Raw genomic sequence first — 13,650 nt, forward strand, 5'->3', positions numbered from 1 at the left:
AATAATTTCATGTTTGAAGCGTTAGTTTTGGTGGAAATTATCGTTTGCCTAGGAATTGCTCTAGTGACTTGAAAGGATTCTCCTGATGATGCGTTCAGTTCGCGGCGCGGCCGCAGGTGCGGTGGGTGCCGGTGCGCTGGCCGGAGCGCTACTGTTCGGCGGCGTCGCGATAGCGCAGGCCGCCCCCGCACGAGCTACAACTTTCGCGACTTTTGGGCCCGGCGGCCCCGGCATTCTTCCTGACAGCCCAGGTGGCGGCGGCCACGGTGGCGGCGGCCACGGATGGGGCGGCGGCGGCCACGGCGGCAACTGGGGCCACGGCGGCTGGGGCGGCTACCGGGGGCACCCTGGTTGGGGCAATGGTGGCTGGGGTCCCCCGGGTCAGGGCTATCGGCCCTGGTCGCCATGGTGGAGCTGGTGGTGGTGAGCCACAGCGACCTCGTGGGGCCGGCCGGCCCGCATAGCCGGCCTTTAGTCGGGCCGGCCGCCCCACATCAAGGGGAGATCCGTGCCGATCTGACATCTGTCAGGTCGGCACGGACTCGTTTGCGGCCTTGCGCTACCAGCCGGGGGCTTACGGGTCGCGGGGCAGACCCAGCAGCCGCTCGGCGATGATGTTGAGCTGCACCTCCGACGTGCCGCCGTAGATGGTGGTGGCCCGGCTGCTCAGTAGGTAATCGCCCCACTTGCCGGCCAGCTCGTCGGCGCCGCCGATCGCGGCGTCGGTGCCGAACGACGCCACCGCGAATTCCGCGTAACCCTGACCGGTGCGCATCGACAGCAGCTTGGAGATCGCCGCCGACGGCATCGCGTCGCCGCCGGCCAGCGTCAGCAGTGTCGACCGCAGGTTGAGCACCTTGGCGGCATGACCCTCGGCGATCAGCTGCCCGGCGCGATGGTGCGCGATCTGGTCGAACTGGCCGTCCCGCACGAACTCGACGAACTCCGGCAGCGTGGCCAGGAAGTTATTGTCGCTGCCGCCGATCGAAACTCGTTCGGCCGTCAGGGTATTGCGGCTGACCTCCCAGCCCCGGTTCACCTCACCGAGCACGCACTCGTCGGGCACGAACACGTCGTCGATGTAGACGGTGTTGAAAAACTCTTGGCCGGTCAGCTCGCGCAGCGGCTTGACCTGTACGCCTTCGCTTTTCATGTCCAGCAGGAAGTAGGTGATGCCGTTATGTTTCGGGGCGCTCGGGTCGGTTCTCGCCAGCAGCGCCCCCCACCGCGAGAACTGCGCGGCAGTCGTCCAGATCTTCTGGCCGGTGATCCGCCAGCCGCCGGCGACCCGGGTGGCCTTGGTCGAGAGCCCGGCCAGGTCCGACCCGGCACCCGGCTCGGAAAACAGTTGGCACCAGATCATCTCGCCGCGAAAGGTCGGCGGCAGGAAGCGTTGCTTCTGCTCGTCGGTGCCGAACGCGACGATCGACGGGATGACCCACGCCGCGATGCCGACCTGCGGCCGCTTGACCCGTCCGGCGGTGAATTCCTGGGCGATGATGATCTGCTCGACCGGGCTGGACGCACGCCCCCACGGCTTGGGCAGATACGGCAGCACCCAGCCGCCCTCGGCGATCGCGACCTTACGTGGCTCGCGATCCATCGCCTTCAGCGCGGAGACCTCGGAACGGATTTCGGCCCTTAGCTTTTCGGTGTCGGGGTCCAAGTCGATGTCCACCGCGCGCATGCCGGTGGTGGTCGCGGTATCCACCACCCGTTGCGGGTACTCCGAGGCACGGCCGAAGCAGGCGGCCAGCATCAGCGCCCGGCGGTAGTAGACGTTGGTGTCGTGCTCCCAGGTGAAGCCGATGCCGCCGTGCACCTGGATGCAGTCCTGCGTGCACCGCTGGGCGGCGGTCGGCGCCAGCGTCGCCGCGACGGCAGCCGCGAACTCGACGTGCTCGCTTTCTTCGTCGATGGCGCGTGCGGCGTCCCACACCGCGGCGGTGGCGCGCTCGGTGTCGGCGATCATTTCCGCGCACTTGTGTTTGATGGCCTGGAACTGCCCGATCGGTCGGCCGAACTGCTCACGGATCTTGGCGTAGGCCGACGCCGTGTCGGTCGCCCAGCGCGCGACTCCGATGGCCTCGGCGGACAGCAGCGTGGTCATCAGTGCGTGCGCGGCGGTCATGCTGAGGTTGCTCAGCACGACGTCGTCGCCCACCTCGACGGCGTTGGCCCGCACATGGGCGATGGGCCGCAGCGGGTCGATGCTCGTGACGGGCTCGATCTCGAGCTGCTCGGCACGCAGCACGACCCACTCCTCGCCGCTGTCGATCGCCACCGGCAGGACCAGGATCGAGGCCTGGGCCGCGGCCGGAACCGCGCGGACTTCGCCGCGGACCACCAATACCTCTTCGTTGGGGCCGTGTCGGGTGGCGGTCAGGCCCGAGTCCAGCGCGTAGGCGGCGATCGCCGAGCCCGACGCCAGCTCGGCGAGCACCTTCGCGTCGGGGTCGTGCGCGGAGATCAACGCACTGGCGATCGCCGACGGCACGAACGGCCCCGGAATCGCGCCGTAGCCGAACTCGGCCAGCACGATGGCCAGTTCGAGGATCCCGAAACCCTGCCCGCCGACCGATTCGGCCAGATGCACACCCTGCAGGCCCTGTTCGGCCGCGGCCTGCCAGTACGGCGGCGGGTTCTCGACCGGCGTTTCCATGGCGTCGTGCAACACCTCGGGCGGCGCTACCCGCGCCACGAAGGATCGCACCGAATCGGCCAGGTCTTGATGTTCAGGAGTTATCGCGATCGGCATTGGTCGCCTTCCATGCTTTCGGCTGCTCTTCGGGGCCTGGTTCGGCCAAGCACTTTCCAAGCTAACAACCGGTCGGTTGGCTGACGAGAGTGGCCGCCCAGAGGGCGGCCGCGGCGGTCAGTCATGAGTGCTTGGGGCGCAAGCTCTCGGATCTAACCGGGTACAAGTTGCTACTCGTCGCCAGTAGCGTGATCAGGTCAAGACCAGGCACTCCGTTGAACACGCCGTCACGGGAGACCAGTGGTACGCCGAGTCGCATCGCCGCCGTTGCAATCCACCGATCGCCATCATGGAGTTTGTTGCCAAGCGCATGCCCGATCTGTGCGCAACGGACACGCAGATTGGCACAAGTGGTGATCATTTCGTCATCGGGCCGAATGACGGCCAGCTCAGCGATGCGATGTTCGAAGCGTCGGCGTCGCAGTTGGCCCCAACCAGCACGCAGAATCCCATAACGGAGTTCCATCACGGTCTGGAACGCAAGCAGGACTGGTTGTGGACCAATCAGCTTGCGGCATCGCCCGGCGAGCAGGTTGGGGCGGTCACTGAATAACCAGCTGATCACCATCGTGTCTACAACCACGCCCGACGACTGGGCGTAGGTCATGTGTCAGCCAACGCCTCCTGGAAGGCGGCCCAGTCATCTTCGGGCACATCCTCGACGACCAGACGCTCGCGGGAAGGCAGTGGCCGGGCGCGCTTAATTGCCTCGTCGGGCGGGTAAATCCGCAGAACCGGCTCTTCAGGACGGTCGATGTCGGACATGGTGTCAGTCTACGGTGGGGGCACGTGACGTCAGTTCAGTTGTGGGACCGGCGACCAGAGCGCTTAACGCTATCATGATAGCATTCACCGGTGGCGCAGATCCTGGTCCGGCAGATCGACGACGACACCAAGAGCAAACTTCAGCGACTGGCCCGGCAGCATGGGCGCAGCACCGAGGAGGAAGTCCGCGAAATCCTGCGTAACGCCGTGCGCGAGGTCGACGAGCCGCCGGCAAAGCTGGGGTCCCGCATCGCGTCCCGCTTTCAAGGCGTCGGTCTGAAGCAAGAAATCGCCGAGTTGCGCGGGCAACCCGTCCGGCCCGCGGAATTCGACTCGTGATTCTGCTGGACACCAACGTGCTCTCCGCGCTGATGCAACAGGCATCCGATCCGGCTGTCGTGCACTGGCTCGATGAGCAACCGGCCAAGTCGATCTGGACGACCGCGGTTACCGTCTTTGAAATCCGAACGGGCATTGAACTATTGGAACGCGGGCGGCGTCGTAAGCGCCTCGAGCAGGCATTTTCACAGCTCCTTGCCGAGGACCTCGAGGGCCGAGTGCAGCCCTTCGACCAACCGGCGGCTCTCGCCGCAGGTCCCATTGCGGCGGCTGTCCAGCGTGCCGGCCAGCCGGTCGAGATCCGCGACGTGCAGATTGCCGGTATCGCTACTGCCCGGCATGCCGTTCTTGCGACACGCAATACCCGACATTTCGAGGCGACAAGCGTGAGCCTGGTCAATCCGTGGGCTGATTGACCACATTGGCCAGCGGCTCCCCATCGCGCAGTCGGCGGCAATTGTCAACCGCCTCAGCCAGATAACGCCGCATGGTGTCGGCGGTGTACCAGGTGACATGCGGCGTCAGCACCACATTGTCCAAGCCCAGCAACGGATTGCCCACCGCCACCGGCTCGACTTCGAATACATCCAAACCCGCCGCGGCCAACCGCCCGCCGCGCAGCGCATCGACCAGTGCGGCTTCATCCACCACAGCGCCACGCGACGTATTCACCAACACGGCGCCAGGTTTCATCGATGCCAAAGCGTCGGTGTCGAGCAGATGATGCGTGTCGGCAGTCAGCGGCAGGTGCAAGGAGACGATGTCGCTGGCGGCCAGCAGTTCCGAAAGCGGTCGCCACCCGGGCCGCCCGTCGTCGCGGGTGCTGGTGTGCAGCACGGTGGCGCCCATCGTCGCCACGATGCCTTCAACGTGTTTGGCGATATTGCCGTAGCCGATCAGCCCGACGGTGCAGCCGCCGATATCGCGCACCGTCTCGCCCAGCGACGGGTCCGACGGCCACCCGCGTCCCTCGCGGACCAGACGGTCCAGGGAAACCATTCGACGCAACGCGGCCAGCATCAGCAGCACCGCGCCCTCGGCCACCGACGGCGCGTTGGCGCCGGGCATATTCGCCACGGCGATACCGCACTCGGAAGCCGCCGCCACGTCGATGGTGTTGACCCCGGCCCCGAGCTTATGCACCAGTCGCAGGCGCGAGCCCAGCCGCAGGTCGGCTCCCGAGAGTGGCCGCAGCACATGCCAAATCACCTCCGCGTCCGGCAACTCCCGGTAGAAGCTGACGTCGTCAACCTCGGCGCACCACCGGATGTCAAGCCAATCCGATTCGGCTGCAACAAAATCGAGGACCCCAGCACCGGGGACGAAGTGGGCCAGGACTCTTAGCGCCACCGCTTGTGTATCCACTTGGCGATGGCGTCGGCCTGCTCGCTGCGCGCGCCCGGGGTGGTGAAGTAGTGATCGGTGTCGATCGAGGCCTGCGCTTTGTCGGTGGTCGCCAGCGCGTCGTAGATGCGTTGCGCGTCAGACGGGAACACCCCGGTGTCGGCCGCCGCGTTGATCACCAGAGCCGGGCAGGCGATGCGGGCCAGATGCGGCTCGGCCCGGGTCTGAGCCACCCGCAGGCTCCACATGCCCAGCCAGCTTCGCAGCGTGCAGGCCGCCGCGATGCCGTGCGCGGAGCGGTTCGCCTTGGCCGGGACGCCCGCGTAGCACAGGTTGGGCTGGCGCTTGGTCGGCTCGATATTGGGATCGACCATGCGGGGATCGGCCCAGGTTCGCATCACGGTGAAGGGCCGGTCGGAAAAGCCCGCGGCGCGAACACGTTTGAGCTCGGTTTCGGCCCAATCGGTGATGGCGTGGTTGCGCGCGATCTGGGCGGCGCGGTAACGACCGAGAAACTCCGCCGAGAACGGCGGCCCGTTGCGGTCGTCGAACAGGTCGAGATCGGGATCGGTTGCCACCGGGTCGTTTTCGTCGACGACGGCGGCGTCCATCCAGGCCGTGAGGACTTCCGGACGCCCGGGATGCGCGGCGGTGGCTACGTAGCCGTCGCAGGGGAGCAACTCCGTCAACCCGGCCGCGGGCCGCATGCCTTCCAGCGGAATCACATTCGGGTCGACCGCCTGCGACTGGTAGGCGGCCATCAGCGATCCGCCCCCCGAATTGCCCAGCAGCACCACGGTTTCGACGCCCGCAACCTCTCGCAGCCAGCGCACCCCGACCCCGATGTCCACCAGCGCGTGGTCCAGCATGAAGCTGCTCTCGAAACCGCGGAACCTGGTGTTCCAGCCCAGAAACCCGATCCCGCGGGAGGCCATGTAGTCGGCAAGATAGTGCTCGGAGAAGTCGATCTGGTAGTGCGTGGCGATCATCGCCACCTTGGGCTTGCGTCCCACCCCGCGGTGATACAGCCCCTGGCAGGGGTGCCCGCCGGCACCGGCGCGCCCGGCGGTGGCCGACGGCAACCCGACAAACTCGCGGATAACCCCCGGCGGACAGGCATGACCAGTCAATTTGAGCGATCCTCCTGGCTGTAGATGGCTCGGTAATAGATGTTGGCAAGGGTCTTGATACAGGCCTCGTCGTCGGCTGGGCGGGACCCGCTGAGCTGGATATAGCAGAACTGGTTGAACATCGCCACGATCGCCTCGGCCACCAGCTGCGGATCGTCGTCGGGACAGTAGCCTTCGGCCTGAGCGCGGCGCACCGTCTCGGCGATGAACGAGATCGGGATCGCGCACATCTCGGCCCAGTACTGCGCGAAGTCGTCGCTGATCATCGCCAACTGCGAGACGCTGATCACCTCGGCGAGCCGGTTGCGGTAGGTGTGCCAGTGCGCGGTGGCGGCCTCGTGGGCACGTTCGCGGTTGGACAGGCCGTGCCGGGTCGCGGACAGCGCCCGCTGGTTGGCTTCGTCGCGGAAGCGCAGCGCCCAAGAACGGACCATCGCCTCCTTGGAGTCGTAGTAGTTGTAAAACGATGCCGCCGAGCGGCCCGCTTCGGCGGCGATGTCGGCGATCGTCGTCGCCAGAATTCCCTTGCGCGCCACCACCCTTCGTGCGGCGGCATCGATGGCTGCCGAGGTCCGCCGGCCGCGGTGCGTCGGGAACCGCGCATGGGAGCGGTCCTCCTCGGTTGCTTTCGACGCGGTCGACACCTGAACCTCCCTGGACAAAACTGAATCTGATGTTAGATTCAGATCCAGATCTTGGCCAGGGCTGGACCCCGTGGGGCCGCCGGGGACCGATGGGAGCCGCAGCATGATCAAGCCGCACAACACCAACACCGAGTTCCAGCTCGGCGGAATCAATCACGTCGCGCTGGTGTGTTCGGACATGGCGCGCACCGTGGACTTCTACAGCAACATCCTCGGCATGCCATTGATCAAGTCGCTCGACCTGCCCGGCGGCCAGGGCCAGCACTTCTTCTTCGACGCGGGCAATGGCGACTGCGTGGCGTTCTTCTGGTTCACCGACGCACCCGACCGGGTGCCCGGCATTTCGTCACCGGGAGCCATCCCCGGCATCGGCGACATCACCAGCGCGGTAAGCACCATGAACCATCTGGCATTTCACGTACCGGCCGAGCAGTTCGACGCGTACCGGCAGCGACTCAAGGACAAGGGCGTGCGCGTCGGTCCGGTGCTCAACCACGACGAGAGTGAGCGGCAGGTGTCCGCGACGGTGCATCCGGGCGTCTACGTGCGCTCGTTCTACTTCCAGGATCCCGACGGGATCACGCTGGAATTTGCCTGCTGGGTAAAGGAATTCACCGAAGGCGACGCGACAACCGCGCCGAAGACCGCAGCCGACCGCCGGCCCCCGGTGGCGGCCGGGCGCTAGTTCGCCATGACCGGCGCGATTTTGACCGACGCCCAGATCGCGGCGCTGACTCCGGAGCAACGTCGGGAGCTGATCAGCCGGCTGGAGCAACCGCTGGCCGACGTGATCGACCCGGTGCTGCTCGGTCGGATCCGGCGCATCCGCTTGAGCCTGATGATCGGTTGCTCGATCGCCATGGTTCCCTGGCTGGTGTATCTGTCTCTGACGCTGCCGGAGAACTACGTCGCCCACAACTGGACGTTGACCTGGGTCGGCTTCGACCTGCTGCTGGTCGGGTTCATGCTGGCAACGGCCTTGTTGGGCTACCTGCGTCGCCAGGTGCTGCTGTTCGCGGCCTTCACCTCGGGGGTGTTGTTGATTTGCGACGCCTGGTTCGACCTGATGACCGCGGGACCCAATGACCTCGGGCTGGCGGCGGTGACGGCGTTGCTGATCGAAGTGCCGTTGGGGATCTTCATGATCAACGGCGCGCAGCGCATCATGCGACTCACGATGACGCGTTTGTGGCTGCTGCACCCCGGGATGCGGCTCTGGCAGCTGCCGCTTTTTCCGTGAGGCCGTACAGGCCCGGGTCGCTCAGTCCGTCCAGCAGCGTTGCCAGCTGATCGACGAGCTGATCGGGCTCCAGCCGCACGTCGCCGGCCAGCCACGAGCTGATGGTCTGCACGACGCCGCCGACCACGAAGTGCGCTCCCGCCGTGAGGCGGTCGTTTGCCGGCGTCTGCAGCGCGCTCACCACATGCTGGCCGGCCAGCATCGCCATCAGTGCACTGGACTCGGCGCGCTTGCGCACGATCACGGCGTCGGCAAGTTGGGTGCTGAACAGCAGGCGACCGATGCGGGTGTCGCCGGCGATGGTCTGGACGACGTTGGCCATCCCGGTCCGGCTCTGTTCGTGCGCCGGTACCGCGGCTACCGCGGCCTGGGTGGTGGTGGCCAGATCGGCGATCACCGAATCGAAGACCGCGCCGACGAATTCGTCTTTGTCGGTGAAGCTTTCGTAGAAGTATCGGGTGGCCAGGCCGGCCTCGCGACAAATGCCGCGAACGGTCAGCGCGGACATGTCCTGTTGGTCGGCGCCCAGCAGGTCCAAGCCTGCGATGAGAAACCGTTGGCGGCGCTTAGCCAGCCGCTCGCCGGCGTCCACACCACGGTAGGGGCGCTCGCGGGGAGTCATGGACACCATCTCGACACCAGGGTAGGGTACCGCTCATATTAGGAAACATTCGTTCTCACAATTAGCGGGCGACTGCCGGAGGTCAACGATGACGATGGAACAGACGGTCCATCAGCCCATTCCCCATGTCGAACGCCCGCTGGCGGACCCGCCCCGGCCGCAGCGGACCGGAACCGGTCGCCGCCGCCGCCTCGTCGGCGAGTCCGGCCTGATGGGCATGGCGCTGCTGCTGGGCCCGGCCAACGTGATCATGGAGCTCTCGCAGCCGGGCGTCGGGTACGGCGTGATGGAGAGCCGGGTCGAGAGCGGACGAATCGACCGTCATCCCATCAAGCGGGCGCGCACCACCTTCACCTACATCGCGGTGGCCAACGCGGGCACCGACACGCAGAAGGCTGCCTTCCGCCGCGCGGTCAACCGTTCGCACGCACAGGTCTACTCCACGCCCGACAGCCCGGTGTCCTACAACGCGTTCGATCCGGAACTGCAGCTGTGGGTAGCCGCCTGTATTCACAAGGGCGGCATCGATTTCTACCGCACATTCGTCGGTGAGCTGGATGACGAGGAGGCCGATCGCCTCCACCAGCAGGCCGTGTCGTTGGGCACCACGTTGCAGGTGCCGGCCGAGATGTGGCCGGCGGATCGGGCCGCCTTCGACAAGTACTGGCAGGAGTCGCTGGACAAGGTGCACATCGACGATGCCGTGCGCGACTACCTGTATCCGATCGCCGCGTCCCGGGTGCGGGGCGTGCGCTTGCCGCGCCGGTTGCGCGAGCTCTCCGAAGGCGCCTCGTTGTTCATCACCACCGGGTTTCTGCCGCAACGGTTTCGCGACGAGATGCGGCTGCCGTGGGATGCCGTCAAGCAACGACGGTTCGACCGGCTGATGGCCGTGCTGGCCAGCGTGAACGGCATGCTGCCGCGCATTGTCAGGCAATTTCCGTTCAACCTGATGCTGTGGGACTTAGACCGCCGGATCCGGACGGGTCGGCCGTTGGTCTGAGGGCGGTCTGAGGACCGACCCCCTATCAGATCTACGGGCGAATGTGGCGGACCGAGCTGAACCGGGCGAATTTCCGGTCCTGGGGCCAGCACGTCGCAGTGATGCTCGACGGCGATGGCCGCGATGCACGGCGTCGGGTATCGGGTCGCCCGACGCATCGTCGCAAAGTCTCCGCAGCAGCGCGAGGTTTCGTGGGCCCGGACCCGTCGGAAGATAGTGGGCTGTGACGCCCTGCCACAGCCCGATACCGCGCTCGGTGCACATCCAGACCAGGCTCACCCAGGCCAATAGCCGGGCCTGCCCGGAGGCGCGGCACGCGTCCGCGCATTGGAGGTGGTGGTACTACAGGGACTGCCAGACTCGGCGCGATAACAGCCGCATGCCATTTAGACCAACGACAACGGTGGAGCCTTCATGGCCAGCCACGCCGAGCGGCAGCGGTAGGTGACCGAGCAGATCCCAAGTCACCAACACGGAAATAAAGGTGGCCGCGACGACGAGGTTGGCGATCACCACGCGGCGGGCACGCCGCGATAAGGCGATGACCTTCGGAATCGTGGCGAGTTCATCGCGGACCACGACCGCGTCGGCAGTGTCCAGGGCGAGATCGGAACCCGCGCGGCCCATGGCGATTCCGGTGTCCGCAGCGGCCAGTGCGGGGGCGTCGTTGACGCCGTCGCCGACCAGCAGAACCCGGGATCCCTCGGCCGCAAGGTCGCGCACTGCGGCGACCTTGTCCTGGGGCAGCAGGCTCGCGCGGACATCGTCGATCGCGACCCGTGTCGCGAGTCCCCCCGCAGCACGGGGGTTGTCTCCGGTCAACAGCACCGGTGTTGTGCCAGTCAACTCAATCAGCTTTTCAACGGTGGCTGCGGCATCCGGACGGAGGTGGTCCTCGAGTCCCAGCACACCGACAGTGGCACTGTCGATGGTGATGACCACCGCGGTTTTGCCGTCGGCTTCGAGCTCGGCCACCACCGCGTCAGCATGGTGGCGAGTGGGCGACGTGTCGAGAGGTTGCCGTTGCGTGGGGCTGCCGACCGTGACCCGGCGGCCGGCGACCACGGCGCGCACGCCGCAGCCGGGGGCGGATTCGAACGCCTCGATCATCGGCAAGGTCAGCCCGCGCTCGCGGGCGGCCGCGACGACGGCCGCTGCCAGCGGATGCTCGCTGGGATGTTCGGCGGCCGCGGCCAGCGTTAGCAGTTCGTCGGCGGCCAGCCCGGTGCCGGTGAGGGGCCGGACGTCGGTAAGCGTGGGTGTGCCACGGGTGAGGGTGCCGGTCTTGTCGAACGCCACTGTGCTGACTGAGCCGAGCTGTTCCATCACCACCGCCGACTTGACCAGCACGCCGTGTCGGCCGGCGTTGGCCATGGCGGCCAGCAACGGCGGCATGGTCGCCAGCACCACGGCGCACGGCGAGGCGACGATCATGAATGTCATCGCCCGTAGCAGCGCCGGCTGGATCGCGGCGCCCAGTGTCAGCGGAATAGCGAACACGGCTAAGGTGGCGGCCACCACCCCGATTGAGTAGTACTGTTCGACCTTCTCGATGAACAGCTGCGCCTTGGCCTTGGTCGCCGAAGCCTCTTCAACCATGGCCACGATGCGGGCGACCACCGTGTCGGTGGCAGCGCGGTCCACCCGCACACGCAACATCCCGGTGCCGTTCAGCGTGCCGGCGAACACCTCGTCGCCGGGCTGCTTGACGACTGGAAGCGGCTCACCGGTGATCGACGCCTGATCGACGTCGCTGGCGCCGGAGATGACCTGCCCGTCGGCGCCGATGCGCTCCCCGGGCCGTACCAGGATGACATCGCCCACCGTCAGGCTCGCCGTATTCACAATCTGCTCACCATCGGCACTCATCCGGGTGGCGCGTTCGGGGGCCAGATCCAAAAGGCTGCGGACCGAATCAGCGGTGCGTTGGGTCAAAAACGCTTCCAGCGCACCGGAAGTGGCGAAGATGACGATCAACAGCCCACCATCGAGGACCTGCCCGATCCCAGCCGCGCCGATCGCCGCCACGATCATCAGCAGATCCACATCCAAGCTTCTGCGACGCAAGGCCTGTATACCGGCCAGCGCCGGCTCCCACCCACCGGCGCCATAGCACGCCAGATACAACGCCCACCACACCAGCGCCGGAGCACTGCCGTACTGGGCGGCCAACCCGAGAGCGAACAACACCGTCGCCGCCGCCGCCCACCGCACCTCGGGCAGCACGAACGCCCGCGTGCGGACCGCCGCCGGGCGCCCAGGTATTTGCACTGCGTCGCGGTCGAGGACATCAGACGACATCAGGTCACCTTCGAAAGATCGGAGCAGGAAACCAGCACTATATAGGAATACATGAAGATCTCTTCATTTGTACAGAGCTGATACGATGCAGATCATGGGTCACGGAGTAGAAGGGCGGACCACGCCGCCCGCGCAATTAGATGCCGACTCGGCGGCATCGGTGGCCACCACGCTGCAGGCATTAGCAACGCCCAGCCGGCTGCGGATTCTGACCCGGCTACGACACGGCGCCTGCTCGGTCTCCGAGCTGGCTGACGCCGTGGACATGGAACAGTCCGCGCTGTCGCATCAACTGCGACTGCTCCGCGCCCTGGGCCTGGTCACCGGTACTCGCAAGGGCCGCGCGGTGGTTTACAGCCTCTACGACAGCCATGTCGCCATGCTGCTCGACGAAGCCGTCTACCACGTCGAACACGTCGGTAGCGGGATCACCGACACCCCGCCGGTGACCGCCTGATCCTGAAATACGTCATGAATTCCGGCCTCTGGAGTGTCTTGTCCGGTTGAAGATTGCGAGGGGTGCCCCGCGTTTGCTGGGGTTCGCACCCAGGTCGTCCAGATACAACATTGCAGTTTCGGTGGCCTGTGAGTGGCGCGGGTGGCACTCCTGATGATCGCTCTGCGATTGGCGCAGGGCATCTCCTGCCGATTTTGGGGGTTGCATTCGCTATCTCGGTACGGGTTTACCGTGAATCCGTGAGGGTAGATGATGATCTGCCGGACTGGACGTCGGCACCGTGCACGCTGCCGACGGCGGAGCAGCCGCTGCGGGTGGCGGAGTTCGATGACCTGTTCCGCGACTGCGTGGTCGCGGTCGATCGGGCGGATGCCACTTCTGTTTGGTTGACACTGGATGGCGGTGACGAGCTCGCTGCCCGGGTGCTGGAGTTGACCGCGCGGGAAACCGAGTGCTGCTCGTTTTTCACCTTCAACCTGGTACCGGCTTCTGACGGCCAGCGTCTGCTCGTCCAGGTCCCGCCTGCGCAGGTCGCGGTGCTCGACGCGTTGACGACGCGGGCTCAAATGGCTTGCGCCGTGACCGAGAGCGGGCTCCGTAGCGGTGAGGTAGCTCATGCTGCCGGTGTGAATGTGCAGACGTTGCGTTATTACGAGCGGCGGGGTCTGCTGCATGAGCCGGATCGAACGCTTGGTGGTCATCGCATGTATCCGCCCGCCACAGTCACGGTGCTACGGGTGATCAAGGCAGCACAGCGGTTGGGTTTCGCATTGGACGAGGTCGCGGAGCTGTTGGAGGTCAGCCACCTTCGCGCGGGCCAGCGGACTGATGCAGGGTTGCGGGCCCGCGCGCGGGTCAGGCTGGCCGAGGTCGACGCCAGACTTGTCGAACTCACCACCGGTGCGTGACGAGTTGCGGGCTGCGCTCGATGCGGGCTGCGTCTGATCGCGTATGCCGGCAGCCCTTGCTACCCACTGCCATTCCCGGTCGGGGGCCTCGATGCGTGAAGCCATGGGCGGCGTTCCCGGTATGGGCGTCCTAGAAGAC

The 13,650-nt window shown here is 66.3% G+C and carries 16 protein-coding genes and 1 pseudogene; 8 read left to right on the top strand and 9 right to left on the bottom strand.

Annotated features, from left to right (window positions below; genetic code table 11):
- Positions 1-85 precede the first annotated feature (85 nt).
- Positions 86-427: a hypothetical protein gene (locus VML93_RS31350; protein ID WP_325616597.1), complete on the top strand. Its 342-nt coding sequence runs from the start codon at positions 86-88 to the stop codon at positions 425-427.
- 147 nt (positions 428-574) lie between these two features.
- Here VML93_RS31350 and VML93_RS31355 read toward each other — a convergent pair whose 3' ends face one another.
- From VML93_RS31355 to VML93_RS31365, 3 genes are all read right to left on the bottom strand, one after another.
- Positions 575-2,758, bottom strand: coding sequence for an acyl-CoA dehydrogenase (locus tag VML93_RS31355; RefSeq protein WP_325616599.1), 2,184 nt, complete (start codon positions 2,756-2,758; stop codon positions 575-577).
- A gap of 121 nt (positions 2,759-2,879) precedes the next feature.
- Positions 2,880-3,365 (bottom strand): PIN domain-containing protein, encoded by a 486-nt coding sequence (locus VML93_RS38760; RefSeq protein ID WP_414686498.1) that lies wholly within the window; start codon positions 3,363-3,365, stop codon positions 2,880-2,882.
- A complete protein-coding gene (locus VML93_RS31365) occupies positions 3,362-3,523 on the bottom strand; it encodes a hypothetical protein (protein ID WP_325616603.1) in 162 nt (53 codons plus the stop codon). The genes VML93_RS38760 and VML93_RS31365 overlap by 4 nt, the downstream gene beginning before the upstream one ends.
- A 90-nt stretch (positions 3,524-3,613) precedes the next feature.
- Here VML93_RS31365 and VML93_RS31370 point away from each other — a divergent pair, with 90 nt between their 5' ends.
- Both VML93_RS31370 and VML93_RS31375 read left to right on the top strand, forming a co-directional pair.
- Positions 3,614-3,862, top strand: a complete 249-nt coding sequence (locus tag VML93_RS31370) for a FitA-like ribbon-helix-helix domain-containing protein (protein WP_325616605.1) — start codon at positions 3,614-3,616, stop codon at positions 3,860-3,862.
- Entirely contained in the window at positions 3,859-4,278 is a 420-nt protein-coding gene (locus VML93_RS31375) for a type II toxin-antitoxin system VapC family toxin (RefSeq protein ID WP_325616609.1), read from the top strand. The genes VML93_RS31370 and VML93_RS31375 overlap by 4 nt, the downstream gene beginning before the upstream one ends.
- On the opposite strand, the gene VML93_RS31380 is transcribed toward VML93_RS31375, so the two are convergent.
- The 3 genes from VML93_RS31380 to VML93_RS31390 are packed head-to-tail and all read right to left on the bottom strand — an operon-like array spanning position 4,259 to position 6,980.
- Positions 4,259-5,212, bottom strand: a complete 954-nt coding sequence (locus VML93_RS31380) for a 2-hydroxyacid dehydrogenase (RefSeq protein WP_325616626.1) — start codon at positions 5,210-5,212, stop codon at positions 4,259-4,261. The two genes, VML93_RS31375 and VML93_RS31380, sit on opposite strands and share 20 nt — an antisense overlap.
- Positions 5,203-6,336: an alpha/beta hydrolase gene (locus VML93_RS31385; protein WP_325616611.1), complete on the bottom strand. Its 1,134-nt coding sequence runs from the start codon at positions 6,334-6,336 to the stop codon at positions 5,203-5,205. The genes VML93_RS31380 and VML93_RS31385 overlap by 10 nt, the downstream gene beginning before the upstream one ends.
- Positions 6,333-6,980: a TetR/AcrR family transcriptional regulator gene (locus tag VML93_RS31390; protein WP_325616613.1), complete on the bottom strand. Its 648-nt coding sequence runs from the start codon at positions 6,978-6,980 to the stop codon at positions 6,333-6,335. The genes VML93_RS31385 and VML93_RS31390 overlap by 4 nt, the downstream gene beginning before the upstream one ends.
- 103 nt (positions 6,981-7,083) lie before the next feature.
- On the opposite strand from VML93_RS31390, the gene VML93_RS31395 reads away from it, so the two are divergent.
- The gene (locus VML93_RS31395) at positions 7,084-7,665 is read left to right on the top strand and encodes a VOC family protein (RefSeq protein WP_325616615.1); all 582 of its coding nucleotides are present in this window, start codon (positions 7,084-7,086) and stop codon (positions 7,663-7,665) included.
- 6 nt (positions 7,666-7,671) lie between these two features.
- Positions 7,672-8,220: a hypothetical protein gene (locus tag VML93_RS31400; protein ID WP_325616617.1), complete on the top strand. Its 549-nt coding sequence runs from the start codon at positions 7,672-7,674 to the stop codon at positions 8,218-8,220.
- Here VML93_RS31400 and VML93_RS31405 read toward each other — a convergent pair.
- Entirely contained in the window at positions 8,153-8,851 is a 699-nt protein-coding gene (locus VML93_RS31405; RefSeq protein ID WP_414686499.1) for a TetR/AcrR family transcriptional regulator, read from the bottom strand. The genes VML93_RS31400 and VML93_RS31405 overlap by 68 nt on opposite strands.
- Before the next feature lie 79 nt (positions 8,852-8,930).
- On the opposite strand from VML93_RS31405, the gene VML93_RS31410 reads away from it, so the two are divergent.
- Positions 8,931-9,845, top strand: coding sequence for an oxygenase MpaB family protein (locus tag VML93_RS31410; RefSeq protein WP_325616620.1), 915 nt, complete (start codon positions 8,931-8,933; stop codon positions 9,843-9,845).
- 31 nt (positions 9,846-9,876) lie between these two features.
- Here the strand turns inward: VML93_RS31410 and VML93_RS31415 are convergent.
- Positions 9,877-10,133: pseudogene (locus VML93_RS31415) on the bottom strand (VapC toxin family PIN domain ribonuclease); the annotation flags it as partial.
- 54 nt (positions 10,134-10,187) lie between these two features.
- The gene (locus VML93_RS31420) at positions 10,188-12,146 is read right to left on the bottom strand and encodes a heavy metal translocating P-type ATPase (RefSeq protein WP_325616622.1); all 1,959 of its coding nucleotides are present in this window, start codon (positions 12,144-12,146) and stop codon (positions 10,188-10,190) included.
- 94 nt (positions 12,147-12,240) lie between these two features.
- On the opposite strand from VML93_RS31420, the gene VML93_RS31425 reads away from it, so the two are divergent.
- Both VML93_RS31425 and VML93_RS38425 read left to right on the top strand, forming a co-directional pair.
- The gene (locus VML93_RS31425; RefSeq protein ID WP_325616624.1) at positions 12,241-12,603 is read left to right on the top strand and encodes a metalloregulator ArsR/SmtB family transcription factor; all 363 of its coding nucleotides are present in this window, start codon (positions 12,241-12,243) and stop codon (positions 12,601-12,603) included.
- 239 nt (positions 12,604-12,842) lie between these two features.
- Entirely contained in the window at positions 12,843-13,511 is a 669-nt protein-coding gene (locus VML93_RS38425; RefSeq protein WP_349256600.1) for a MerR family transcriptional regulator, read from the top strand.
- Positions 13,512-13,650: the final 139 nt, after the last annotated feature.

This window comes from Mycobacterium sp. (assembly GCF_035499775.1).
Taxonomy (GTDB): domain Bacteria; phylum Actinomycetota; class Actinomycetes; order Mycobacteriales; family Mycobacteriaceae; genus Mycobacterium.

Coding starts and splice junctions, on each gene's coding strand:
- VML93_RS31350 (WP_325616597.1), top strand. CDS start 86: ATGATGCGTTCAGTTCGCGGCGCGGCCGCAGGTGCGGTGGGTGCCGGT.
- VML93_RS31355 (WP_325616599.1), bottom strand. CDS start 2,758: ATGCCGATCGCGATAACTCCTGAACATCAAGACCTGGCCGATTCGGTG.
- VML93_RS38760 (WP_414686498.1), bottom strand. CDS start 3,365: ATGACCTACGCCCAGTCGTCGGGCGTGGTTGTAGACACGATGGTGATC.
- VML93_RS31365 (WP_325616603.1), bottom strand. CDS start 3,523: ATGTCCGACATCGACCGTCCTGAAGAGCCGGTTCTGCGGATTTACCCG.
- VML93_RS31395 (WP_325616615.1), top strand. CDS start 7,084: ATGATCAAGCCGCACAACACCAACACCGAGTTCCAGCTCGGCGGAATC.
- VML93_RS31400 (WP_325616617.1), top strand. CDS start 7,672: ATGACCGGCGCGATTTTGACCGACGCCCAGATCGCGGCGCTGACTCCG.
- VML93_RS31405 (WP_414686499.1), bottom strand. CDS start 8,851: ATGGTGTCCATGACTCCCCGCGAGCGCCCCTACCGTGGTGTGGACGCC.
- VML93_RS31410 (WP_325616620.1), top strand. CDS start 8,931: ATGACGATGGAACAGACGGTCCATCAGCCCATTCCCCATGTCGAACGC.
- VML93_RS31420 (WP_325616622.1), bottom strand. CDS start 12,146: ATGTCGTCTGATGTCCTCGACCGCGACGCAGTGCAAATACCTGGGCGC.
- VML93_RS31425 (WP_325616624.1), top strand. CDS start 12,241: ATGGGTCACGGAGTAGAAGGGCGGACCACGCCGCCCGCGCAATTAGAT.